The sequence below is a fragment of the Citrobacter sp. On2M genome (assembly GCF_018035235.1).
Taxonomy (GTDB): Bacteria; Pseudomonadota; Gammaproteobacteria; order Enterobacterales; family Enterobacteriaceae; genus Citrobacter; species Citrobacter meridianamericanus.
Window position 1 is genome coordinate 31,064 of sequence record NZ_WPCV01000002.1, and the last position, 25,097, is coordinate 56,160.

Sequence of the window (25,097 nt, forward strand, 5' to 3'; positions counted from 1 at the left end):
CTGGTAAAAACTGCTTTCGCTAATACAGACTATATCCTATATCCATTCACTGAGGCTCATGTCTCGAAGCCGTGGCGATTAAGTGTTACCCTCAATTTATTTTTAGACTTGTGGGAAAAACCTATGGGACATTGCATATATTGCCGTGAAGAAAAAGATGATAGTGAGTTTACTTTGGAGCACGTTGTCCCGCAGTTTCTGGGGGGGGCGTATGCTCCCGACTTTCTGAAGACTCGGAGCGTGTGCAAAAGCTGTAACAGTAACCTTGGGTTATTTGTGGATGCGTCTTTCGAGAAGAATTGGATGGTTACTAATTGGCTGCAACAAGCGTCATCAGCATTTTATGATAAGGATAATCCAGTAGGGGTGTCTCTTTCGTGCATGGGCAACACTGACCTTTGTCCTCCCGATCTTCCAGAGGGTCATGTCTGTGAAATGTGGATGGGACCGCATGGTGAACAGGTGTTTTGGCTTCGTCCGCACGACGAGAGATTATCTGCGTATGTGGGCGGAAATCCGCGGACCATGAAAAGTATTGATACAAGAGCGTATTTCTTATTTTCCGAAAATACATCCAAGGATCCGCTCAAGACATGGCTGTCGTTTGAGCAAGCATTTCGTGGCCGGAGGGTCAAAAAGGTTCTTTGCGGTGAGGTTGGGGGTGTTGATCCTGCCAGCATTGGATTTGAGCAACCTGATCAATTGGATATTGCACGCAAAGAATTTTTCATAGCCAATACTGAAGGTAGGCAAATGCGGAAAATGCAGGTCCAGGTTCACAAGAGGTTTGATCAGCGTTTTCTTTGTAAACTTGCAATAGGCGTTGCGTTTTGTCTTTTTGGATCTAAAGTACTGGATTCAGCTTACGGCAAAGAGTTATACAAAGGTCTCTGGCATCGAGAAGGCGATGATAAACCTGAAATTCGTGGTAGCACATGCTTCTCCAGGGAAGGCAACCCGGACTTCAATCGCCTTGTTGGATTCCCTAATGCCGTAACCCTTGTGTTGCTTTCAAACCAGGACGGCGTCTCACTCAATCTAAATATAAACTCAGAACTAAATTGGACTATTTTGTGTGCATCCAATGAAAATCTAACGACAGATGATTTTGCAAAGATTGAGGATGGGCAGATCCTGGTGCTCGTACGCGCTCTTAAAACTGGGGTTTATCTTGATCTCCCGTTTTATCTCGCCTGTAAGTCTGGAATCATTTCACACCCAGAACTGAGTAACATTCTTGAGCGGTCGGAGACAAGCAAAACATGAATTTGGTTTAAGCTGTGCGCTGTCTACCATCAATCCCGACAAATGGCTGTGCATAACCGTCTGTGGTTCTCAGCAGATTGGCGGTGGTCATCATGTATGCTATGAGTTAGGAGTGTATTTTTTTCGATTACCGTGCTAAATGTCAGGAGAGAGCTGATACATTCTGCTCCATAGCTGAACTGTTTCGCACGATTGACAACGCCTACATACGTGCCTAAATGGTATGCCGAGGTATGGGCCGACAAAGCCAATAGAGCATATATCAGAACCGATTGAGGTCCTTGCTACCGCATGTAATAGTTAAACTCAAAGAGGCTCGCTTAATGCGGGCTTTGCAGAGCTTATTTCATCTTTCATATGTACACCACATCCAGGTTTTCTCCTTTCATCTTCTCCTCTTGGATGTGTCTGACCTGCTAAATGGAGCAGTAGAAAGCATGAGTATTCGGGCGAATAATACGTGTAATATGTCTTAAGGATTTCAATATTGGTTCAGCATTTTGTTGACCCGCGCAGCAATAGTTTCGCAAGGAAATAATAAATGTTCATTGATGCTTTTATGGCATGGGTGCATCACGCCTGGGGTGTATATTTCAATAAACCTGACCCCTACGTAGGTGTTGTAACGGCAATTGGGGCGCTTGTCACTGCCCTGGCATTAGTGTATACGGCAAAAGCAGCCAGGGCGGCATCGAAGAGCACTAAAGTAGCCCAGGAAGCCCTCGACCATACGATGAATAACACGCGTCGTGATGAGTTTACCCGCCATTTCACGCTATTACTTGAACAGCATAATGACCAACTTGAGATTGTTAAGGACTATCTGGATAGTAGAGATGGTAAAGCATTTTTTGAGTCTGTAAGAGATTCGATTACCCTTAAGCAAGCTCATGAGTTAATGCATGGCCATAGTTACATCAGTCCCTACATGCGAGTTCTCTATCATTTATTGAAATACATCGATAAAGCGTTTTATAAACCAGATGCCCTTCCTGAAGAGAAAAAAGGTTTCTCATCATTGATTCGCTCGCTCATACGGAATGACGTGTTGTATCTGGTTGCATTGAACTCAGCTTTTACGAATGACCTGGGTGAGCTAAATCAATATGCTAAATATCAGAAATTACTACATGAGTTTTCTTTTTTTGAACACGCGCAATTTTATAAAACACTGGCAAATGAAAGTGTAAGTGTAACAAAGATATTTGAGGATATTAAATCTAAAAATAGTCAGGATATCATGTCAACAATTGAAAGGATTATTGAGGGGAAATCGGTGGGAAAAAGTAAAATACAATTTCCACTCCCGCTTGTTGTTTCCTCGCTGTATGAAAATCCATCGCATAGATTTTCTGAGGAATATTTGTTTAATTTACATAATGAATTTTCCGTAAAATATCACCATCAAAAGTCAATACTTCTTAAGAAGTTGAACGATGATTTAAAAATTGAGAATTTTTTCAAAGGGTTCCTTGATAGGCACGCGATCCTCACTACACCCGAGGAAAAATATGAAATCTATGAAAATAATAATCTATCCTCTGACAAGTTAGAAGAGTCCCCTCTGGTTGATAAAAATTATATTCTTGAAGAGTTGAAAAAGTATAGAGAACCTCATTATAAAAGTAATGAAAATATACTGTTTTGCAAGTTAAATGAAAGAGGATTGCCATTAGTTTACTTTTCATACTCATTTGACGAAGAATGCCGGGATTATTTAAAAAGAAATAGTCATAAAAAAGCTTTAGAAGCAGACGAATACTGGCAACAGGTTGAAATTATTATAGCTTTCTGGAAAAGTTATGAAGATGAAATAGCTTCTAAGCGTGTTTCCTGACTGTATTATGGTGCTAAAAACAATTGGGGCTTGCCCACTTTCTGGCGTATATCTTCTGTTCCCCCAATCAACAAGTTGGGCAAATACTTTTTAGGAGACAGTTTTAAGCCTTACCGGGTGGGCATCTGTTGCATTGTCCGCATAATCCGGCATCTGGCCAGGTAACCATGCTGAGTCCTGAAAAGAAGAGGTATTTCCTGTTACCATCGACTGGGCTACACCTGTAGCGACTGTATTTGCGAGGCGAACGCATAACGTCAATACAGGGGACCACATGGAAAACAGAATATGGCCTACGGTAAACCTGATTTTTAACCAGGCCTGACGGGAGGCTTTGAGCGAGAAGTGGATGTTCGGAATGAATACTGACATTGGGGTATCTTGAGCTATGGGAAGCGGATCGGTAATAACTCACACCTGTCAGTTTCTTCTGAGTATTTTTCGCTCAGTTGATGTAGTTGTCTGAGCTCCATTCCACGTTGGGAAAACAAAACCGCTATACTGGCTTGCAATTGCGGCAGCGAGCTCTCTTCAGTTAACTGGCGTAGACAAAGTTCGACCAGTGAAGCTTCTGGCAATTGGACGCTTGGAACATGCATTATTGGGAGATAGTGTGCGATGAGTAAGCTGTTATTCCATCTGGCGGCATGGTGCGCTCGTCGTTGTTCGCAGCCTGACGTTGATGTGGCAAGGACCGAGCGACCGGACGAAGGGATTGGAGCGGAGGTGCCTATACGGACAGCATCCGAAGATCGCCTCAGAAGGGGTGAATTCGCGGCTCGTATAGCTGATGTGCTTTCGGAGCTTAGTTTGCGCGAGGGCCGAGTGTTTGCAATTCGCGGGGGATGGGGTTTTGGCAAATCATCACTGAAAAACCTCATCACCGAACGCCTCGATGCCAAGAGCAGCGGGGCTGACTGGCTCGACTTCAACCCCTGGCAATGGGGGGACGGCGATGCAATTGCCGGGGCGCTATTTAGCCAGATAGCAAATAGCTTGGGAGGCGAGCATTCAAAGGCGGCACTTGATCGTGCCGAAGCACTGCGACGCTATGGCGCGCTCCTCACCGGGGTGGGTAAGCCTCTTAAAGAGGCTGGGGGGGAAGGCTCTCTAACCTCGATGGTGCTAACAAATACCTCGGTTATAGCGATCGCGTCAGCCATTGGATTTAGCCTTCCGGCGGTCGCAAAGGTTGCGATTATTCTTGCTTTTCTCTCGGTTGGAGTAACTTTTGTCGGACGCGTGCTGTCGTATCTCGGGCGTGATCATAGTGACGAGTCACTCGATAAGGTACGTAGATCGCTTGAAGCCCGCCTTCGCGAACTTGACCGGCCGCTGGTTGTCTTCGTTGATGACATTGACCGACTCGAGCCTGAGCAGATCAGGATGCTGCTTCGGCAGGTAAAGGCGAATGCGAATCTACCGAATATTGTTTTTGTGCTCCTGTTCCAGCCCAGTATTGTAGAAAGGGCACTCGATCCGGTCGCTGATGGGGACGGCAGAGCATTCCTTGAGAAGATCGTACAGGTTAGCTTTGATTTACCGGCCTTCCCGGCATCGTTCGTGCATCGTATTTTCAAGGAAGAACTCTCTGCAATAGTGGGGCCCTACGCAACTGAGGCCAACGGGTTCTCTCAGAGACGATGGGGGAACGCTTGCATTGGCTGTATCCAGCCCCTGCTTCGTAACATGCGTGATTCACGTCGCCTCATCTCGTCCATTGCTGTACACATGCCACTGCATGTGGTTGGCGACGTTTTCGAAGTGAACATTGTAGATTTCTTGCTTCTGGAGACACTGCGGGTCTTCGAGCCAGACCTCCACGAAGCACTGTTCCGTGACCGAGGATTGGTTCTCCAGGAAAGGCGTTTTTACAATGATGGTCGGCGGGAGTTAGACCAGGCAGAGGCTAAAGCGCTCCTTGAGACAGTCTCAGAGGAGCGCCGTAATATCATTCGTGATGTGCTCAAAGATTTATTTCCTCCCCTCGAATGGGCATATGGAGGGACAAGCTATGCAGACGACTCCCATCGCCACTGGTTGGCGGAGAAACGAGTATGCACATCACGCTACTTCCCACGTTACTTTGAGCTCCAGACGATGGTCGGAGAATTATCTGAGCGCCGTTTTGTTGATTTTCTCGATGCAACAGCGACAGAGGACGAATTCTCTGCGTCAATCTCTACCATCGAAACTGACGGGCTGCTGAGTTCGCTCGTTGCGAGGCTCGACGAATCCGTCGACCGATTACCTTCCGAACACGCTGCAGTTTTGCTCCCAGGGATGTTTGGACTCGCTGAACAATTCGCAGGCACGAACAGCGGCACTTTCGACTCGCCATATATGGCAGCATGGAGAGCGACTAGTTGGTATCTGAAGCGCATACCTGAGAATGTTCGAAGCCATTTAGCACTCGATGCACTCCGTAAAACCGAAGCGCTATCCGTTGCCTCGATCCTGATTCATCTCAGTGATCCCTCCGATCGGAATGAGGCTGATAGTAGACCCTTCGATCCAGCGTTAGATCTCAATACCGTTGTGGCAATGAAGACAGAATGGCTGCGGCTGATAAGGGGCCGAGCAGCAGATGGCGACGCGCTGATGGCTGAACCGGATCTCCTATCCCTGCTCTACCATTGGAAAAAGTATACCGATTCAATTAACGAGCCACGAGAGTGGATGATGAACGCTATTCAAACTGATCAGGGCTTCGCAACCGTTGCCACACGCTTAATGAGTCGGGGCATGAGCCACACGCATGGTGATTGGGTCTCAACGCAGCACAACAGTTTCAACAGAGAGACAGTTAACGATTTTATTGGCATTGAAGTGGCGAAGGCCAGATGCGATGCAATTAATCCCGCCCAGTTTCCTGAGCATGAAGAAGCTCTGCGAACGCTGCTTAGGTACCTCGAAAAGTGGCTTGGATTGAGACCAAACGACGCTTCCGATTTCTAGAACTCTGTAACAGCAAAACCTCAATCAAGGCATTCTGCTGCAAAAATCTCACCTAAGTGGAGTATGCGATTTTAGATATCTGACCTAACGTCTCATATCGTTTGAAATGTCTGATTCTGGCATGGAGGAGATCGTCAGCTCAGGTCCGGAACTGTGCCACATTGGTGTCAGGCTAACTCTGAGCTGATGAAGCTAATATGATTTTGTCAGAGAGGCTGCAGTTTTTCTGTGTTCCTGACATTTATCTGGATCCCTTTATTTTCACTTTTCAGTTTTGATTTATCTGTCGTATTCGCTGAACGGTTTTTTCATAGTCATGGCGAAAACCGTTTTCCGGAGAACTTTTACCATGACGACCACGACGGCATCTTCTGTCGGTATTCCGTCAGATAATGATTTACCTTTATCCGCTCACCTCACTGAACCTGCCGGACCGGCTATTGATACGTCGGAAATCCCTGTTACAACAGACAGTTCAGCACAGTCAGCTGCACACCGACTGGGGGGAAAGAGGAGTCGTCTGTGGCATCCTTCTTCAGACCGCCGTTCCTTCATATTTAAAGTGTCATCCGTTCTGGTGTACTGCGTATTACTGAGCGCTGTCTTATTCCTCTGGCTGACAGTACGTCAGCAGCAGATACAGCTTACCACCCTTGATGCGGCGTTCCGCAGCGGACAGCTGCAGACACTTCCCGATCGTATGCAGGCCATAGAAGACAGGCAGCAACAATTCGTTCCGAAACTGCAGGGAGAAAAATGGCAGCTCAGCCTGAGTGAGCAGGAGCAGCGCCTTGCCGCGTTTGAGCAGCAATTTTCCACGCTGCTTACAGAGGTTAGAGAGACTCAGGCGGCGACTGCCAGGGCGGTTGCCCGACAGGATGAAACGGGCATGAAGCTCGACGCTGTTCATAAAGCGCTGACTGAGCAGACTTCGCGTATAGATACCCTCGCGTCCTGGAAAGACACGTGGAGTAAACGCACTGTGGCGACTGCCACGAAGGCGACCCCGTCTCCCGGAGGTGGACAGTCTGCCGCAAAAAAGCCGTCAAAACCACGGGTCATTAAGCCGCCTTTCACACTGGTGAGTATTGAACGCAGGGGAGGGCAGGCTTACGCCGTTATTCTGCCAGCGGGGAACAGTGGCTGGACACAGCTGCGCATGGTAAGCCCGGGAGAGAGTCTGTCAGGCTGGATGCTGGTGAACATCAGCGGTAACCAGGCTGAGTTTCAGGTTAACGGGCAGGCACAACGTTTAACGCTCTGAATCAGGGAGAAATACTGGATGAAACCGATGAAATCAACGTTAAATTGCCCCCGACGGTGGACTGCGTCAGTCATGCTGGCTGTTATCGTAACTCTGCCTGCTCTTGCATCAGTGAGTACGGGGCGCAGTGTAAGCGCACCCCAGCAGCAAAATACGACTACAGAAGGAAGGACGCAAACGTCGGGAACGGCATGGGGACTCAGCGAAAAAGAATGGCAGCAGTATCAACAGGTACTTAAAGGTCCCAGAGCATTTCAGTCACCAGGCATTGACCCGTTGATGGCACTGGGACTGGAGGCCGGTTCGGCAAACGAACGCCGGCGTTTTGCTGAAATGTGGGTGAAGGAAGAGTATGCCCGGGTTGAAAAGGAGCTGGCCTTTCAGCGGGAAGTGGATGCTGCCTGGAAACGCCTTTATCCCAATACTCTCTCCGTAAACATGGGCAATGCCAGCGGTATTGCCCATGATACACAGGGAAGACTGGCGTTATTTGTGAAGCGCAACTGTGTACCGTGCGATGCCAGAGTAAGTGCGGTTCTGGCAGACAACCGTCCGGTTGATATTTACCTCGTCGACAGTGGCGGCAGTGATGACACCATTCGCCAGTGGGCGCTTGCACATCATATTCCGGTCGATAAAGTTCGTAGCCGGCAGATAACCCTCAACCACGATAACGGCAACTGGCTGAAGTATGGTCAGGGATATATGCCGGTTATGCTTCAGCAGGGAGTCTCCGGATGGCAAATCGCAGCATTCTGACAGCAGCCAGATACAGCGTCCCTGTTCTGATCCTTCTTATCGGTGCTGTTGGTAGTGCAGCTGCGGCAGAAAAGGGACGCGGTTTGCAAACAATTCCCCCGGGTTACCACCTTGTGGCAACTGAAGTCGGCGTACCCGCTGAAGCCCTGTATTCAGTTTCTCTTGCAGAAACATCCCGAAAACTACCACATGGAGAGCGACCGTGGCCGTGGACACTCAATGTTGCCGGGAAAGGGTATCGGTATAACTCCCGCCAGGAAGCGTATGACGCAATGTTGTCGTTCATGCGTCGCTATCCGTTAAAGCGGATTGATGTTGGGATCGCGCAGGTTAACCTGGGCTGGAATGGAACTTATTTCAGCAGTTACTACGAAGCGCTGGATCCATATACCAACCTTCGGGTTGCCGCCCGTATTCTTAAATCCTGTTATGACAACAATCCGGGAAGCTGGATACAGGCCGCGGGGTGTTATCACCATCCTGCAGGTGGAAAACCAGCACGAATCTATAAGTCCATCGTGAAACGCAAGCTGGCAATACTGGATTTAAACGCGCCAGTAACGTACTCCGAACTTCAGATCGCACAGATATCGCCATCACAGCGCCATTTCTCACACTACAACCGTGAATTGCAATGGGTTGAACCCAGGGAGTCCCGTCAGTGAAACTTTATTCTGTCTGTTTTTTTTTCAGGACATTCATGGTCAGTATTTTGCTGACAACATCATCGATGGCAGCACTCAATGTGATTGCTGATCTTGGCGGAGAACCAACAGCGCCGCTTTTTGATGCCATCAATAATAAGAACAACGAGTTCACTCCGCCGAGGTCACTGAACGCCACGGGCGCATCTGTACCCGCAGCCCCTGCGGATGTAAGTGATATGCTGCCCGTTACCACACCGGAGATGCGTGCAGGGAAAGTGGAAGCCCGTGAGTTAAATCTGAACGGCATGACACCGGTCTTTCTTGTTGGGGATGATTCGCTTTCACGCGAGTGGTTGACTATGCGGCGTGATGAGCTTAAGCGACTTCATGCTACAGGTCTGGTGGTGAATGTCAGCGATAAGGACGCATTGTCGGAACTTCAGCAAATCATACCTGATGTCATTCTGCTACCGGCATCGGCAAGCGAAATAGCGCGTCGTTTGCATCTCAACCACTACCCGGTGTTGATTACCGCCACCGGTCTGGCCCAGTAGGGGGCTCTCATGATCACAGCCATTCTTCTTTTACTTTTCTGTCTTCTCATTCCTGCCATATGGCGTAAGAAAATGCCGTCCGCACGCGACCGCCGGCACCGGCGCTACCGACAGAACGCGGAGCGTGTGCTGTGCCGTCTGACAGCGCTTGATTCAGACGGGGCCCGTCTAAAGTATCTTCGAAAAATTAACCCGTATGTGTTTGAAGAGCTGCTGTTGTTGGCGTTTGAGAGGCAGGGACTCCTGGTTGTGAGAAACCAGACCTACAGTAGCGATGGCGGACTTGATGGGCAGGTTTTTATTGACGGAAAGCGCTGGTTAATTCAGGCAAAACGCTACAGACGGACTATTTCTCCGCAGCATATACGTGAGTTCGGAGAACTGATTACCCGGGAGCAATGCTGTGGATTTTTTATTCATACAGGGCGGACGGGTAGAAAGAGCGTTAATTACCTGCAGTGCTGGCGAACAATACAACTGATCAGCGGGCAGCGACTACTTGATTTGCTGGCGGGGCGCCAGTGCTGGTACCACCGGCCAGTAACAAAGTCAGTTGCCGGGCAGCCGGTTATTACATAACAGTGTGAAAGGAGAAGCTATGAGTAACCGTTATGTCATGGAGGCGTTATTGAGGCCAGCAGTAGAACTCTATTCAGCTGCGGCTGGCGGGGCTGCCACTTTTGTTCTGGTTGTCGCACCATGGTCGATGGCGTTAGCACCACAGGTCAGTTATGTGACTGCAGCCGGTTTTGCCATTTTCACAACAATCAGAACTCGTCAGGGTTTGCGCATCTTGCGCTATCGACGCAATATCCGTCGGTTACCCCGGTATCAGATGTCCAGCGAATCCATACCGGTAAGCCGACATTTTTTGTTTCTGGGGAAAGGCTTTATGTGGGAGCAAAAGCATACCCAACGTTTGCTTGAGACGAAACGGCCGGAAGTTGCTCCCTTTCTGAAGCCGTCAGTTTTCTACTCCCTGGCTCGTCAGTTTGAACGACGGTATGAATATACATTCCCTGGGTTATGTAGCCTGACAAGACGAGATTCATTTTTTAATCCGGTACGCCCATTACCCCCTGTTGGTGGTAATTCGGCGATACATGGTGTCGAGATGGAGGAAGATAATGTTTTGATGAGTCTGACCGAGCGCGTTGGACATCTTCTTGTATTAGGAACGACACGAGTTGGTAAGACCCGTCTGGCAGAACTGTTGATTACGCAGGATATTCGCAGAGGAAATGTCACTATCGTTTTTGATCCCAAAGGTGATGCTGATCTGTTGAAACGAATGTGGGCTGAGACGAAACGAGCTGGGCGTAGCGACGAGTTTTATATCTTTCATCTTGGCTGGCCAGATATCAGTGCCCGTTATAATGCAGTCGGCCGTTTTGGACGCGTATCTGAAGTGGCTTCACGTGTTGCCGGGCAGCTTGGGGGAGAAGGAAATAACGCTGCATTTAAAGAGTTTGCATGGCGCTTTGTCAATATCATCGCTCGTGCTCTTGTCGTTCTTGGTTTGCGACCTGATTATTCACTTATCCTGCGGTACGTAACAAATATTGCAGAGCTTTATGAGACCTATGCCGAGAAGTTACTGACTCAACAGGCTCCGGAGTTGTGGTTGATGGTTCAAAACCAGATGGGGATCCTGACTGAGGATGATTTACCACGTACGATGCAGGGACAGGTTAATGCTATTCGGGTTATGGCCATTGAAGTGGCATTATCCAGTGAGCAGGGCAAAAAAATATATGATCCCGTACTGGATGGGTTGCGTAGCGCTGTACGTTATGATCGAACATATTTCGATAAAATAGTCGCTTCATTGTTACCTCTTCTGGAAAAACTGACCACAGGCAAAACTGCGGCACTATTATCTCCTGACTACAGTGATATGAATGATCCGCGCCCATTAATAGACTGGCAGGAGATTATACGGAAAGGCGGTGTTGTTTACGTCGGTCTTGATGCTCTTTCAGATTCTGAAGTTGCTTCTGCGGTAGGTAACAGTATGTTTGCCGATCTGGTTTCAACAGCTGGATATATTTATAAGTTCGGAGTGTCTGATGATATGCCCGAAGGGAGTAGCCAGCGGTTACCCATCAGTCTTCACTGTGATGAATTCAATGAGTTAATGGGAGAAGAATTCATTCCGATGATAAATAAAGGCGGTGGTGCGGGTATTGAAGTTACAGCCTATACCCAGACCTGGTCAGATATTGAGGCCAAAATTGGTAATGCAGCTAAAGCTGCCCAGGTCACAGGCAATTTCAATAATATGATTATGCTTCGTGTGAGAGAGAAAACGACAGCTGAGTTGCTGACAACGCAATTACCTGAAGTTGAAATTTATACAAAAACACTGGTTTCCGGTGTGACAGATATATCCAATCCGGATCAGGGGAGTGATTTCACATCCAATGTTCAGGACAGAGTAAGTAGTACACGTGTTCCTCTTTTATCTCCTGCAGAAGTAATGAATTTACCTAAAGGGCAGGCTTTTGCACTGCTGGAAGGAGGGCGATTATGGAAGATTCGTATGCCGCTGCCGGCATCCGTTGATGATGAAATGATGCCGGTAAACCTGCAGAGTATTGTCACTACAATGCGTAAACACTACCGAACGGGAGACACCTGGTGGTCAGGGAGTGTGCTCCCCGGAGATAATCTGGTGGATGCGCTATGAGTACAGAAAAAAACAGCTCTCAAAGTTCTCCACCACCGCGCAAGCCACCAGGTCTGCTGACCCTTGTTTTGTGGATCTGGCCAGTCAGGCTTTTGGCTTTTCTGCTGGTATCCTGGATGGCTGGTGTTTTTATTGAATGGGCAGGAATGTTTTTTTTCTGGTCAGATCAGGGAGCTTTGCATTCCCAGTCCGTTATGAATAAAGAACTTGGCTATTTATCAGCAGATTTTACTCAAAGCCTTATTTTTTCTTCACCATCAGTAACTACGATGGGCTGGATTTCGTCAGCTTACCAATGGGCATTTGTGGACAGTGGATTACTCACCTGGATTCAGAAAGAACAAAGGGAGACATTAAGCAGTTCTGACTCTGTTGTTTTTTTTCTGGGACAAGTGCAGGCCTGGTTATTATCAGCGTTAAGCGATTATCTGCTTGCGCTGGTTTATGTCACCGTCGTTTTTGCCGTCAGGGTATTAATTCTTGTTTTATCCATCCCGTTATTTGTTCTGGTTATCATCGTCGCTGTTATAGACGGGTTGTGTCGTCGTGACCTGAGACGTTACGGGGCGGGTTATGAGTCGAGTTTTCTGTATCACCATGCCAAACGGTTTGTTAAACCGGCTGTTTATCTCCCTTGCTTACTTTACTTGTCATGGCCTGCGTCGATTTATCCAAATCTGTTACTTCTGCCCGGGGCATTGTTACTGGGACTGGCGGTTACTGTAGTGACATCTACATTCAAAAAATATCTGTGCCTGAATCGGTTTATCCTGAGGCACTCATTCCTGGCAGACGCGAAATCGGCTCCACATCGGCACAAAATATGTGGGGAAATCTCTATCCCCGAAGCGGCTTTGTTACTCAGCAGGATGACTACAAATCCGGGGCAATCGTTGCGCAGCGTGTAGCTGACATTATCACCCGAACTAACCAGATCCACGTCTATAAGCCCCTCACCGGAAACCCGTCTGCCGGTTACTGGCCTCCCGAACCTGTTAAAGAGAATACCGGCACGCAAAATCATAAATGGCAGCAGTTATCACCAACGCTCTCTATGTCATGCAGCGTATTCCCGGATACAGGAAAAATTGCGGAAAACGGTAATTACGCCTGGACACTCTGGCAGCCATATAGCTGCTGTAAACGCCGTGGGCAAACGTTTCTCTATAGCACCGACATAAATTAAGTGGAGTATCGAAAATGAGATCTCAATCCATTTTATCCCTCTGTCTCATGCTGGGTATCTTCAGTTCGGGACCGTTAAGTGCTGCATTACTGGATGCCCCCACGTTGAGTGGCGATGGATATGGAAAGTCAGTCAATGGCGCGGTTAGTGACAAGCTGTTTTACAGCATTGGTGGTGGTTCGGTGATTTCCACTCCCGGGACGATGTACGGAATGAAACGTATCGGGCTGGATGCCGGACTGAGCAGTGATTTGATGTGTGGCAACTTTGATATAAAGACTACTGTCGGAAACCAGCTTAATGGCATCACGAATGGTTTCAAAGATTTGATGGGGGATGTGATCACCGGTGCGACCGGGGCGGTCTCAAGTATGCCGGCGATGATCCTTCAGCGAGCAAATCCGGGTTTGTATGAAATGATCACCAACGGTGTACTTCAGGCAGGTCTGGCTTTTGATAAATCGAAACTGAATTGTGAAAGCATGGCCAACAAGCTGGCTGATTACACTTTGGGTGACAAGAGCAGCTGGACAGAATCAGCTGTGAGGGAAGAGTACAAGGAGGCGGTCAGTGCCAGTGGCGGGGATGCGCTCCGGGCAGAAGAGGCCAGAACCAAAGCTTCAGGTAAGGAGGGCGCTACCTGGGTAGGCGGGAAGAAAGCCGGAGGGAAAGGCCAGCCTGCCATTCAGCCAACGCGTGATCTGGCTAAAGCAGGATACAACATGATGAATAACCTGAGCGTTACCAGCAACAGCACGGTATCCGCCGGTAGTTGCAAGGGGTCAGCATGCCAGAAATTTAAAAACTCTGAAGAAGCTGCAGCTGCGGTCGTAAAAGTTCTGGGCGATCGGAGTATTCGCACCTGTAAAGATGCCACAGAATGCGGAAGCGGCGGGATTGATAATGCCCAGGGAACGACAATTGCCGGTACCGGTTTTGCTCCCATGCTTGAGGATACAACCAAAGAGAATCTGGAACAGCTGGTAAAGCTTGTAAATGGTACTGAGGCTCCGACTCAGGCCAATCTGGATAAAATTAAAAGCGGCAGTCTTAAGGTAACGCGTGGTGTCATCGATGCCCTGAAACGCGATCCTGATGCCGGTGCGTTGGTTCAGAGACTGGCTGGCGAACTGGCCATGTCCGACACGATTGAAACCGGTCTGGCGATGCGTCGCATGTTAACGACTGGCCAGTCTGAACCCAATGCCGCTGATCAGCCTCAGGCAATGGCTGAAGCCGATCGCCGTATTGAAGCTCTCGATCGCGAGCTTAACTCTCTTAAGCTGGAGATGGAACTGCGTCGGGAAGTGGCAAAAAATACCGCGCTGGTTGTGGTTGCGCGCGAAGAAAATCGTTCGGTCACCAATCCTCAAAAAGAATCGCAGACAAATGCTGATACCCGGCTGAGTGAGCTTGAAACACGTAAACCAGGGGACAGCCAATGAAACTGAGGATCTTAATCAAAACATCTTCATTTCTGAGATTTATTCTGACGCTTATGTTCATGCTGGTTATGTTTACGTGCCTGTCCCTTGCACTGGCTGATTTAGGGTTTCGTTATCAGTCTGAAATAGCCCAGTTTCGGATCTGGATGAAGGAAACCTGGTTGTTGTGGCTTCTGTGGCGGCTGATGCTTTACAGCGTGACTGGTTGGGGGATATGGCGTTGTTATCACTCCCCTGGCTCTTCTCAGGCTCTGCGTCAGAGTCTTCTGCGGGTTGCTGTCGTTTCTGTTGGTTTTGTCGCGATTTGCGAATATTCAGTGTTGAGGTAGAAGATGACGACATCGAGCTATCTTGAGTACATCCTGACGATTCTGGGCTGGGTTGTTAATAACGGTTTGTGGGATGTTCTGACAGGCACAGGACTTTTTGCATTACCTCTGGGCTTTAAAATCATTGGTATCTGGATCAAAACACGGGAAGAAGGGGATGATGAGGGTAATAAAGGTATCCTGTCGGCCCGACGGATGGAGCACGCTATTTACGGGGCATTTATTGTCATTATCGCCTGCTGTGTCCCCACTCAGACAGTGTCACTGACAACGCTGACGTTTGATACAACCCGTGCGAAACAGTGTGGTTTCTGGACACCGGTTAAGCCCGGGGATTCAGGCTACGGTAGTGTGGTTTCAACAATGAGTGGTATGACTGCATCGGCACCGGTGTGGTGGGCATTTATGCATATGATTTCCAAAGGCGTCACTCAGGCGGCTGTGGCAAGTTTACCCTGCCGGCCAGACCTGCGGCAGGTGCGTTTTGACGTTCAGCATACGCAGATAACCAATCCTGCTCTGGCGCAAGAGTTGCAGGATTTTACCAGTGACTGTTATTCACAGGCTTTTGCGTTATGGAAACGGCAGGATGGGGGGAGAACAACGGATATTGATGTACTCAGGGATATTGAATGGCTGGGGTCGAAATTATTCCTGAAGGATTTCTACCCGCAGCTGCAATCGAAGTTGCCCAGGCCAGCATTCCCCTGGTCGCAAAGCCGCGATGACGGGTACGCAAATACCGGGCAGGGGGGGTATCCGACGTGTAGCGAGTGGTGGTCTCAGAACAAGACCGGCCTGAAATCCCGTGTGCTGAATACGGTAAATACCACCACGATGACACGCATGGCGGCAGCATTTAAGGGAATGGTCAGCAAAGAGGAGTACACGGAAGCGTTAATTCGACGTCTGGTCAGTCCGACAAGTCTCTCTGTGTCACAGAATGGACGTACTTATGCTGGTTATGGCGGTAATGCCGATTTTACGTTAGATAATGCTGTAAATCGCATGGCTTCGGTGCTGGGGACCAGTGTGGGTGCCCTTGGGGCGTTCCCCGCATTTGATGCCATGCGCCAGGCGTTACCGATGGTTCAGGCGCTCTTATTGATGGCCATGTACGTACTAATCCCCCTTGTGCTGGTATTCGGGACGTATGAGTATAAGACAGTAGTCACTCTCACTTTTGTGACGCTTGGGATGCATTTTCTTACGTTCTGGTGGGAGCTGGCGCGCTGGCTGGATAGCTGGCTTCTGGAGATCATGTATGGCTCCGACAGTCATAGCAGATGGAATGTGGCCGGTTTTCAGAATAGTGCAGATGACCTGATCATGAACTTTGTTATGGGTACGATGTTCCTGGTGTTGCCGGCAGTTTGGATGGGGGCGCTTTCCTGGGCTGGAGTGACGATTGGAGGTGTTATCAATGAAGCTTTGAAATCTGGTTCCCACGATTCTAAAGCTGCAGGTGGTAAAGCTGGAGGGGTAATAGAGAGAACTATTAGCAAAGGTTAGCTATTATAAGGGCACTGGAGGAAAAAACGGTGCCTTTACTTTTACAAATTATGATCGTATCTAGCTACTCATTAAAAGTGAGTCGCCGCTCAAATACCCAGCTAATCATCTTCACGTTCATACATTTCTTTTTCCCAAGAAAATTGTTCATAGTTATTTTTTTCCCAAGAAAATTTTTCATAATTGGCTTTGTATGAAGGATCAGAATTTAGATTTCTTGATAACACTGGAGATAGCAGAATAAGCGCGAAAATAAACAGGCTTATACCCACGAAAAGCAGTGAGCCAAAAATCACTGCAGCAAAAAGAATCCCAGTTAGGATAGTTACCGGGAGATGACCAGTCCAGGCGGGCAGCTTATGCTCTCTGGCTTTTTGAACACAGAAATGGTCGAGTGAAATCAGCTTTGACTTAGCCCTTTTATAAAGCCTTGCGGCCCGGGCACCGCGTGCTTGTGCGTTCATCTGCTGTGCTCCTGAATGTGGGTATCTTCATAATCTCAGCATCTCAACTGGCGAAGAAAACATCAAGTTCATTGTGGCGATCAATGTGGGGTTATTGATTGGTTTAACATTTTGGGGATGAAAGCACCGTTATGTACAGCGCCTTCATGTTCCCAACCCATTATGTCTTTTCGATTGCCAGCTTAAGCCCAAGAGCAGCAAAAGAGGCAGAGAATGCCCGTCGCAGCCAGTTCATCGCCGTGGCGCTTTGCATCACTCTCTGACGACCTGTGGATGCTAATGCGACATACCCCATAAACACGGTAAAAGTCATTATGGTAAAGACCATACCAAGCTCAACCAAAAGAGCAGGGCTGCTTCCGGCTGGCACGAATTGCGGAATAAATGCCATAAAGAATAAAGGAAGCTTGGGGTTCAGGATATTCAGCAAAATCCCCCTGCTAACCAGTCGCATTGATGTTACCGACGTTACAGGTCTTACGGACAGTCCTCCGCGGTCATTCAGTACCGCCCAGGCCATCCAGAGCAGATAGGCCACACCAGAAAATTTAATTGTCTGAAACAATACTGCACTGGTATGAAGAACGGCCGCCAAACCAGCCATAGCGACTATAAGATGAATGACGGTAGCAATTGTACATCCGACAGAAGCCCAAAATCCTGCCTTCCATCCACCGCCTAGTGTTGCCGACAGCGTATAAACCACGCCTATTCCCGGGGACAGGCAAATAATAAAAACAGTTATGAAATACTCAATGCTCATGCACAACTCCTTTACATTAGTTTGTAACTCATACAGGCTGTGTTTACGGGCTATCGACTCGACATGATTTCCATTCAGATGAAATAGTTTTATTACGTTGATTATTTAATTTTTCTTTTTAAAGCCAAACGTTTATTTGTCAGCTCACGCATTTTACTCTCATAATCCTGTGCAGTCATGCTTCCTTTCTTCGTCCGCAATAATCCTATTTCAAGGTCTATTGTCATAATTTGCTGATTTATCTTCTGTTTCTCTGCAACAGAGTTTATGATTTTTTCACTTACAGATTTCCGTGAATTTGAATCAGTATCATTACAATCTTTGTTTGTGGTGAGTTTAGAAAGCATATGTGTGTCTTTCGCCACAGAGTTATCAATGAAGCAAGGAGTGGCTGCGACATAAGGAGCCAGAATGGAAAATATTAAAGCGGAGATGACTCTGAACCTGAGAATACTTCCAGACATAACTAATCCTTAAGATTTTCTTATGCATATAGGAGTTATTACAATTTCAGACAGTAACGATAATACACTTGATAAAATTTATATTAAATTATCTCAAATGAACCTTTAGAAATATTAACCTATACTCTGGAAACTAAGGCTCCTGAACTTTACGTTTCCATTTTCGGGGGGCAGATCAAATATGAGTTAGAAAATTCATCTTAATATTGTCAGCAGAATAACACTTGGGTTAATAGATCACATAACAAATACTTTAACACTACCGGGCTTTGGCCTTCAGGTATTTATGTCAGACGACGTCATTATGGAACGTAATCAAATACAGAAGATCAGAACCGGGGAGGATGTGCTGTCTGCGGTCACAAGCCGTGTGGAGTGGATATTTGATACCTTTTCTCAGGTTTGCCTGTCTTTTTCAGGTGGAAAAGACTCAACCGTTCTGTTTCATATCGCCGCCACAATAGCCCGCAGGAAACACCGGCGTTTCTCTGTCCTTTTCATTGACTGGGAAGCCCAGTATCAGTGCACGATTGAGCATGTTCAGAAAATGAAGGAGCTCTACAGTGATGTGACGGAGACGTTTTTCTGGGTGGCTCTCCCGCTGACGACGGTAAATGGTGTTTCACAGTTTCAGCCGGAATGGGTCTGCTGGGAGCCCGATGTGGAATGGGTCCGTCAGCCACCGGAAGATGCCATTACTGATATGGCGTATTTTCCATTTTACCGTTATGCCATGACGTTTGAAGAGTTTGTCCCGGCATTTTCGACATGGTTTACGGGCAATCAGTGTGGAGTGGCCATACTGACCGGCGTTCGTGCAGATGAATCCCTGAACCGGTTTATAGGCCTTACCAGCCAGCGAAAGCTTCGTTATGCCGATGACAAACCCTGGACCACCGCATCTCCCGAGGGGTTCTATTACACGATGTGCCCTCTGTATGACTGGAAAGCCCGGGACATCTGGATTTACCACGCCCGCACGGGTGCCATTTACAACCCGTTGTATGACCTGATGTACAGAGCCGGTGTCCCCCTGCGGAATATGCGGGTCTGTGAGCCTTTTGGTCCCGAACAGCGCCGCGGTCTGTGGCTTTATCATGTACTGGAGCCCGAGACCTGGGCGCGAATGTGTGCCCGCGTATCCGGCGCGGCCAGCGGGGCCATTTATGCTAATGAAAGTGGGGCTTATTTTGCCCTGCGCAAACGTATCTCCAGACCAGCACATCATACCTGGCGAAGCTATGCCATGTTTCTTCTCGATGTCATGCCACAAAAAACAGCCGAGCATTACCGGAATAAGATAGCGGTATACCTGCGCTGGTATCAGACGCACGGTTACCCGGAGGATATTCCGGATGAACAGGACAATGACCTGGGCAGCAGGGATATTCCCTCCTGGCGTCGGATATGCAAGACACTGATTAAAAATGATTTCTGGTGCCGGACATTATCTTTCAGCCCGAATAAGCCCCGGCATTACGAACGTTACCAGGAGCGTATGAAACAGAGGAGGAAGGAATGGGGGATCTTGTAACCAGGGAACAGGTGGCCAGTCTCATTACCCGGTATTTCACTCAGTCGATTTCAGATGACGAAAAAGTGGCAGCCCTTAATCATTTTCGCCAGACACTTCATGAACTCAGTCCCTTTTCCCGGGAGCCAGTGGACCTGGTGTTGTGGGTGAAAGCCAGCGAAGTGGTGGCCAACGATTACAACCCCAATGTTATGGCTGCCGGAGAGAAAAAACTGCTGCAGCGCTCACTGCAGGAGGACGGTTTTACCCAGCCAGTGGTGGTATCTGAAGAGAAAGGGCAGTATCTGGTTGTGGATGGTTTTCACCGGCAACTGCTGGGCAGACGCGAGTCAGGAGCAGGAAAACGCCTGAAAGGCTGGCTTCCAGTCACCTGCATCAATCCCGAACGAAAGGGGCAGGCGGAACGAATTGCCTCCACAATCAGGCATAACCGCGCCCGGGGAAAGCATCAGATAGCGTCGATGTCAGATATTGTCAGAGATCTGGCCCGTCTCGGATGGGCAGATGAACGTATTGGCCTGGAGCTGGGAATGGACAGGGACGAAGTTCTTCGTCTGAAACAGATAAGTGGACTGACTGAATTATTCGAAGAAGAAGATTTCAGCCCGGCATGGACGGTTCGCTAAACTGGACAGCATCCTGGCGACAGTATAACTATTCCGGGCGGTGACATGTTATCCGGTAATTCTGTCATTATGGTTTAGCGCGTCCCCTGTCCCGCTCAGTTGCGCTATACCTGCTTCTCAAACAGGTTTGGCTGGCATCTTACTTGCCTTTACCTTAATGCGAGGCAGCCTTGAATTCATTGATGTCCATATATTTTGACACGGAGTGGGCTAACTGGATAGCAGAGTCAGCACCCATTTTTTTCATCATGTTATGGCGATGAATCTCAACAGTGCGCAAAGCAAGATGAAGTCGATCGGCAATGACTTTATTTGATAAACCTTCCAGTACCAGTAGCAGTATTTGTTTCTCTCTGTCAGTCAACTCCTCCCAGGCTTCCGTTAACCGCCGTCGACCAGCATGCCATTCATATTTTTTCTCACTGCTTGCTAAGGCCAGATGTATGCCCCGCAACAGTTCATCTGTGTCCACGGGTTTTTCCATCAAATCAAAGGCACCATTTTTAAAAATATGTGCGGCTGTTGGTACGTCTGCATGCCCTGTAAGGAAAATAATGCTGAGTATATTTTCTTTGCATAACAAGTGCTCCTGAAGCTCAACGCCCGTCATTCCCGGCATACAGATATCCAGCAACACACAGCCAGGAAGAGTGCTGTCCGCCTGCTTCAAAAAAGATTCTGCTCCAGTGAAGCAGATTAACTGAATACCCGCAGCACCCAGCAGCCAGGTCAGTGACTCCCGGATGCCGGGATCATCATCGACAAGATAAACACGTTTCTGTCTCATGCTGTTACCCTCTTCATCAAGGGTAGCCTGATACAAATGCAGGCCCCTTCAGATACTGATTCTGCCCAGATTCGCCCACTATGCGCTTCAATAATGCGTTTACAGATAGCCATACCCAATCCAAGTCCGTTGTCCTTACTGGTAACAAAGGGCACAAACAAATGTTCGGCCTGTTCCTGAGTAAGCCCGACACCATTATCAAGAATTTTCAGCAATACACTGGAGTCAGACTCCGTAATCGTGAAAGTTATCTGTGGATAGGTGTCCGGAGAATTTTGTAGCTTAAGTGCATCAAGCCCATTACGAATAAGGTTAACAAGAACCTGCTGAATAAGAATTTCATCGGCAAAGATAACAACCCTGGGAGATTCTGGTATGACGACAGTGATTTTCTCGCGTTGGATTTCACTGGAAAACAGGGCTAACGCATTTGAGATAACGTCATTCAGGCAGATTGCTTCCTGCTTTTCGGGGTGATGTTTAATGAAAAATCTTAAGCGCTGAATAATGTTTTTGGCATTGGCGGTATGCCGGATTGCCTGCTGTAGTGCCTGATCCAGAGACTGGATATCCAGCGGTTGTTGTTGTAAACGCATTCTGCAGCCAACTACATAGTTATTTATCGCCATAAGTGGTTGATTTAGTTCATGAGCGAGACCGGCAGCCATTTCACCTGATAACAAAAAGCGCTGTGCGGAATAGAATTTTTCCTGTTGAACACGTATCCATTCGGCTGAAGCTTTGTTTAACTCCATCATTTCTTCCAGTTTGCGTGTTCTTATTTTCACCAGGTAATTGACCCGCAGATGATAACCGATCAGAAGCAGGCCATATCCCAGTGCAATGAACAGCCACCCCCTGTATTTTTGCCATAATATCTTTATATGGTCGCTATTGTTTGACAGTCCAATATCCTGCATGAGCGCTATGACACTTTTATCATTAACGGGCACAGTCCACCCTTTATACTCACCTGTAACTGCAGGGGGATCCCCGGCCTTTATCGATAACAGGCTCATGGCTATTTCACTGGCCAGTTGCTCATGGACATGTTGCATTCTTGAAAATGTCCAGTGTGGGTATAGCGGTGTTGAACTCTGGCAAGGAAACATCGACTGTTTGTTTTGTTTAATGACTTTGAATTGTGTATTCCTGAAACGACCAGACTGTATAGCCTGCTCAAGTACACAGGTTGGTAGTACGGCAATATCCGCTTCATTATTTATCAACTGGGACAGCAGATTTTCCTGGGGTATTCCTGTAAATCTGAGGTGGGATAAATCTTTCACAGGGGTAATACCATCATTAACCCACTCGCGGGTTATGATCTGATATCCTCCAAATGCCTGGGGTGTAGTCGCAACAATACGTTTATCCTTTAGCTCACTCCAGTCCTTAATTTCAGGCATGTCGCTGCGGGCGATGACAGCTGACCCTATGGCATGCTGCGGATCCCCTGTAACTGGATTTAAACTCAGCATTCTTACTGCATTATACTCGGTCTGATACTGCAGTAATTTGACACCATTGGTTATGGCAAAATCTATCGTTCCGTTTGCAACCAGTTGATCGATACTTTTTACATCCCCCATAACAAGTATGAATTGATATTGTGGGAAAGTATGATTTAAATAATCTATTGTAGGTTGCCACCGTGAGACACCCTTATTTATATCGTCAAAAGATAATATTCCAACCCGGATGATATGTCTCTGTTGATAAGATTCAGCGTGCAGGACGGATGAGAATGATAAGATTATCATGAAAACTATGCTGTACAGGGTATGACAGTTACTAAATCTGCATCTCATATCAGCCACACTTAACTGTTTGATGTAAGAATTAAACTACCTGTAATAGCCATGGCTATTTTGATATATATCAACGATTCAAAACTTATGCGGTAAACCACTATAGGGAGGCGTGAGAAGTTAATGCAGTGTGTCAGCACATAAGCGAATTTCAGAAAGGTGTTGATATGAAAAATAACGCATCCAGACGTCGGTTTATTCAACTCGGCCTTGCCTCCGCGACGGCAGGCTCACTGGCCACTCTTCTCCCGGTTCAGGCGAGTGCACAAAGGAAAAGTACTGGTATAAACTGGGATGAGGAGATGGATATTTTAGTGGTCGGCACCGGGATGGCTGGCTTCACGGCTGCGATAAGAGCAGCGGAAACCACGCCTGGAATGAAAATCGTGATTGCCGATAAGATGTCAAGACTGGGTGGCTCATCGCTGATATCGGGATTAAATATGGCGGTGGTCGGTTCTCAGTGGCAAAAGGAAGCGGGCATCACCGATGATTCATGGGAACTGCTTCTGGCCGATATTGAGAAAGAGGCCCGGGGATATAACCATAGTGATCTCACAAAAACCATTGCACAGAATACGTTATCTCTATTTAATTTTCTGTGCGACCACGGTGTTGAATTTGATAAAACGATGGGTAACGGCACCGGGATTAAAGCGCTGGGAGGACATTCTCGTCCCCGTTGCGTCTGGCCAGTGAACGGTGGCAGTGGTATTGTCAAAAGTTTGCAGAAGTACGTGAAAGAAAACCTGCCGAATATTGAAATTCGCAAACAGGTATTGCTGGAAGAAATTATCCGTAACGAGACAGGCCGGGTAATCGGTGTAAGAGTCAGGGAAAACTATATATTTAATCGTGAAGTTAAAGATTTTGGCCTGAATGATTCTCCAGACTTCAACAGTACAGGCACAGTAAAGTATTACAGAGTCAGACGCGGTCTTGTAATGGCAACCGGAGGGTATAACCAGGACCGGAAATTCAGAGGGGATGAAGTTGGCGCACTCTATAATTCTGTATCAACAGCTAACCCCGGAGCAACTGCCGGAGCCTTAAAGGCGATGATTAAAGCCGGGCTTAAACCCATCCATATGACACTTTTTAGATTTGCGTTCCCTATTCCCACGGAAGATATTCTGTGGGGCATATTAGTTAATCCACGAACCTGCAAACGTTTTGTTGATGAATACAATAACAATGACCGCCAGGGGCTGGGTTTAAAAATACTGTCCGAACGCATGAAAATTGATGGTGAGCAGATCATTCTGATTTATGACCAGACCGGAATTGATAATTACCATGATAAGCAGAGACTCAATCTTTCGCTTGAAGGAAAGAACGGGACTGAAGGTACCATGTGGAAATTCGATACACTAGAGGCACTGGCCAGTAATTTTAATATGGATCTTCATAAGCTCAGACAAACCATTGAAGAATACAACCGAGATATGGCCAGTGATAAGGATAAGTTTGGCAAACCACGTAGCCTGCTAAAAACCTCTGTCAATATTGGTAAAGCCCCCTTCTATGCAATGTGGTTAAACCCCCGGTATAACTACAGCCAGGGAGGAGCCATGATTAATAGTGAAGCTCGTCCACTTGATGTTGCCACTGAACAACCGATCCCGGGCATTTTTGTTTGTGGTGAAGCATCTGCAGGTAGCTATGGCTATATCCGACTGACAGCCTGCGGTAGCCTGGATTGCGGCGTTTTTGGCATGATTGCCGGAGAGAATGCGGCAAAGGAAAATCCCGAAAGTTAATCTGATAACATCAGGAAATTATAATGAAAGTGTTAACGGTATTAACGGCGTTATTATGTTTGTTTTATTCTGTATTAGCTGCGGATGAAAAGAATAATGCATCAGGCAGTGAAAGCCTCGTGAGCGAGTCAACTATAAATTATGCACTCAAGCCACATCATAAAAAGCTCAATCTGTCTTGTGCTGCATGCCATAAAGAACAAGATGTCAGTGCCTTTAAGCCTCTCGCAACTAAAGATTGCCTTGCCTGTCATGGCAGTGCAGAGAAGGTAGCGAAACGGACAGGCTTTATGGATGTAAACCACACCAATCCTCATCGCTCATTACATGATGGCCTGGATCTGGATTGTTATGAATGCCATGCCGAACATAAACCATCAAGTAATCTTTGTGAGACCTGCCATGACAATACGCGGGACTGGTTTGGGGCTACGCCTTAAAT

General features: G+C 47.5%; 21 protein-coding genes and 2 pseudogenes. 18 read left to right on the plus strand and 5 right to left on the minus strand.

The features are described 5' to 3' along the window. Positions 1 to 303 precede the first annotated feature (303 nt). From On2M_RS02325 to On2M_RS02390, 14 genes and pseudogenes are all read left to right on the plus strand, one after another. Positions 304 to 1,266, plus strand: coding sequence for a hypothetical protein (locus On2M_RS02325; protein ID WP_247604911.1), 963 nt, complete (start codon positions 304 to 306; stop codon positions 1,264 to 1,266). Between the two features lie 541 nt (positions 1,267 to 1,807). Beyond that, positions 1,808 to 3,103, plus strand: a complete 1,296-nt coding sequence (locus On2M_RS02330; RefSeq protein ID WP_210904260.1) for a putative phage abortive infection protein — start codon at positions 1,808 to 1,810, stop codon at positions 3,101 to 3,103. 618 nt (positions 3,104 to 3,721) lie between these two features. Next, complete coding sequence (locus On2M_RS02335; RefSeq protein ID WP_210904262.1) at positions 3,722 to 6,061, plus strand: P-loop NTPase fold protein; 2,340 nt, start codon at positions 3,722 to 3,724, stop codon at positions 6,059 to 6,061. 349 nt (positions 6,062 to 6,410) lie between these two features. Continuing rightward, a complete protein-coding gene (locus On2M_RS02340) occupies positions 6,411 to 7,325 on the plus strand; it encodes a hypothetical protein (protein ID WP_210904264.1) in 915 nt (304 codons plus the stop codon). 18 nt (positions 7,326 to 7,343) lie between these two features. Then, on the plus strand, positions 7,344 to 8,084 hold the full coding sequence (locus tag On2M_RS02345) for a TIGR03759 family integrating conjugative element protein (RefSeq protein WP_210904266.1): 741 nt from the start codon (positions 7,344 to 7,346) through the stop codon (positions 8,082 to 8,084). Beyond that, on the plus strand, positions 8,063 to 8,749 hold the full coding sequence (locus On2M_RS02350; RefSeq protein ID WP_210904268.1) for a transglycosylase SLT domain-containing protein: 687 nt from the start codon (positions 8,063 to 8,065) through the stop codon (positions 8,747 to 8,749). Before On2M_RS02345 ends, On2M_RS02350 begins: the two co-directional genes overlap by 22 nt. Before the next feature lie 35 nt (positions 8,750 to 8,784). Continuing rightward, on the plus strand, positions 8,785 to 9,285 hold the full coding sequence (locus On2M_RS02355) for an integrating conjugative element protein (protein WP_058111598.1): 501 nt from the start codon (positions 8,785 to 8,787) through the stop codon (positions 9,283 to 9,285). Between the two features lie 9 nt (positions 9,286 to 9,294). Then, positions 9,295 to 9,864, plus strand: a complete 570-nt coding sequence (locus On2M_RS02360) for a restriction endonuclease (protein WP_058111597.1) — start codon at positions 9,295 to 9,297, stop codon at positions 9,862 to 9,864. A gap of 19 nt (positions 9,865 to 9,883) precedes the next feature. Then, entirely contained in the window at positions 9,884 to 11,974 is a 2,091-nt protein-coding gene (gene traD / locus On2M_RS02365) for a type IV conjugative transfer system coupling protein TraD (RefSeq protein WP_210904270.1), read from the plus strand. Then, a pseudogene (locus tag On2M_RS02370) lies at positions 11,971 to 12,726 on the plus strand (TIGR03747 family integrating conjugative element membrane protein); the annotation flags it as partial. The gene traD and the pseudogene On2M_RS02370, both read left to right, overlap by 4 nt. Next, positions 12,726 to 13,160 (plus strand): annotated as a pseudogene (locus On2M_RS02375) (TIGR03756 family integrating conjugative element protein); the annotation flags it as partial. The pseudogenes On2M_RS02370 and On2M_RS02375, both read left to right, overlap by 1 nt. 47 nt (positions 13,161 to 13,207) lie before the next feature. Beyond that, positions 13,208 to 14,605: an integrating conjugative element protein gene (locus On2M_RS02380; protein WP_237225356.1), complete on the plus strand. Its 1,398-nt coding sequence runs from the start codon at positions 13,208 to 13,210 to the stop codon at positions 14,603 to 14,605. Beyond that, positions 14,602 to 14,934 carry a hypothetical protein gene (locus On2M_RS02385; RefSeq protein ID WP_210904272.1) on the plus strand — a complete coding sequence of 111 codons (333 nt, stop codon included), beginning with the start codon at positions 14,602 to 14,604 and terminating at the stop codon, positions 14,932 to 14,934. Before On2M_RS02380 ends, On2M_RS02385 begins: the two co-directional genes overlap by 4 nt. 3 nt (positions 14,935 to 14,937) lie before the next feature. Continuing rightward, positions 14,938 to 16,446, plus strand: coding sequence for a conjugal transfer protein TraG N-terminal domain-containing protein (locus On2M_RS02390; protein ID WP_210904273.1), 1,509 nt, complete (start codon positions 14,938 to 14,940; stop codon positions 16,444 to 16,446). 101 nt (positions 16,447 to 16,547) lie between these two features. On the opposite strand, the gene On2M_RS02395 is transcribed toward On2M_RS02390, so the two are convergent. The 3 genes from On2M_RS02395 to On2M_RS02405 form a co-directional block, all read right to left on the minus strand. Continuing rightward, positions 16,548 to 16,910: a hypothetical protein gene (locus On2M_RS02395; RefSeq protein ID WP_247604912.1), complete on the minus strand. Its 363-nt coding sequence runs from the start codon at positions 16,908 to 16,910 to the stop codon at positions 16,548 to 16,550. Between the two features lie 160 nt (positions 16,911 to 17,070). After that, complete coding sequence (locus On2M_RS02400; protein WP_210904274.1) at positions 17,071 to 17,673, minus strand: LysE family translocator; 603 nt, start codon at positions 17,671 to 17,673, stop codon at positions 17,071 to 17,073. A gap of 101 nt (positions 17,674 to 17,774) precedes the next feature. Continuing rightward, the gene (locus tag On2M_RS02405) at positions 17,775 to 18,137 is read right to left on the minus strand and encodes a hypothetical protein (RefSeq protein WP_247604913.1); all 363 of its coding nucleotides are present in this window, start codon (positions 18,135 to 18,137) and stop codon (positions 17,775 to 17,777) included. A 286-nt stretch (positions 18,138 to 18,423) separates the two neighbouring features. Between On2M_RS02405 and On2M_RS02410 the strand changes: the two genes are divergently transcribed. Next, positions 18,424 to 19,671: a phosphoadenosine phosphosulfate reductase gene (locus tag On2M_RS02410; protein ID WP_210904275.1), complete on the plus strand. Its 1,248-nt coding sequence runs from the start codon at positions 18,424 to 18,426 to the stop codon at positions 19,669 to 19,671. Next, positions 19,656 to 20,297 (plus strand): ParB/RepB/Spo0J family partition protein, encoded by a 642-nt coding sequence (locus On2M_RS02415; protein WP_165798607.1) that lies wholly within the window; start codon positions 19,656 to 19,658, stop codon positions 20,295 to 20,297. The genes On2M_RS02410 and On2M_RS02415 overlap by 16 nt, the downstream gene beginning before the upstream one ends. A gap of 154 nt (positions 20,298 to 20,451) precedes the next feature. On the opposite strand, the gene On2M_RS02420 is transcribed toward On2M_RS02415, so the two are convergent. Next, positions 20,452 to 21,084 carry a response regulator gene (locus On2M_RS02420; protein ID WP_210904276.1) on the minus strand — a complete coding sequence of 211 codons (633 nt, stop codon included), beginning with the start codon at positions 21,082 to 21,084 and terminating at the stop codon, positions 20,452 to 20,454. Next, complete coding sequence (locus On2M_RS02425; RefSeq protein WP_210904277.1) at positions 21,081 to 22,847, minus strand: PhnD/SsuA/transferrin family substrate-binding protein; 1,767 nt, start codon at positions 22,845 to 22,847, stop codon at positions 21,081 to 21,083. The genes On2M_RS02420 and On2M_RS02425 overlap by 4 nt, the downstream gene beginning before the upstream one ends. Before the next feature lie 215 nt (positions 22,848 to 23,062). Here On2M_RS02425 and On2M_RS02430 point away from each other — a divergent pair, with 215 nt between their 5' ends. Together On2M_RS02430 and On2M_RS02435 are read left to right on the plus strand one after the other, a co-directional pair. After that, positions 23,063 to 24,655, plus strand: coding sequence for an FAD-binding protein (locus tag On2M_RS02430; protein ID WP_210904278.1), 1,593 nt, complete (start codon positions 23,063 to 23,065; stop codon positions 24,653 to 24,655). Between the two features lie 23 nt (positions 24,656 to 24,678). Further along, on the plus strand, positions 24,679 to 25,095 hold the full coding sequence (locus tag On2M_RS02435) for a cytochrome c3 family protein (protein WP_210904279.1): 417 nt from the start codon (positions 24,679 to 24,681) through the stop codon (positions 25,093 to 25,095). Positions 25,096 to 25,097: the final 2 nt, after the last annotated feature.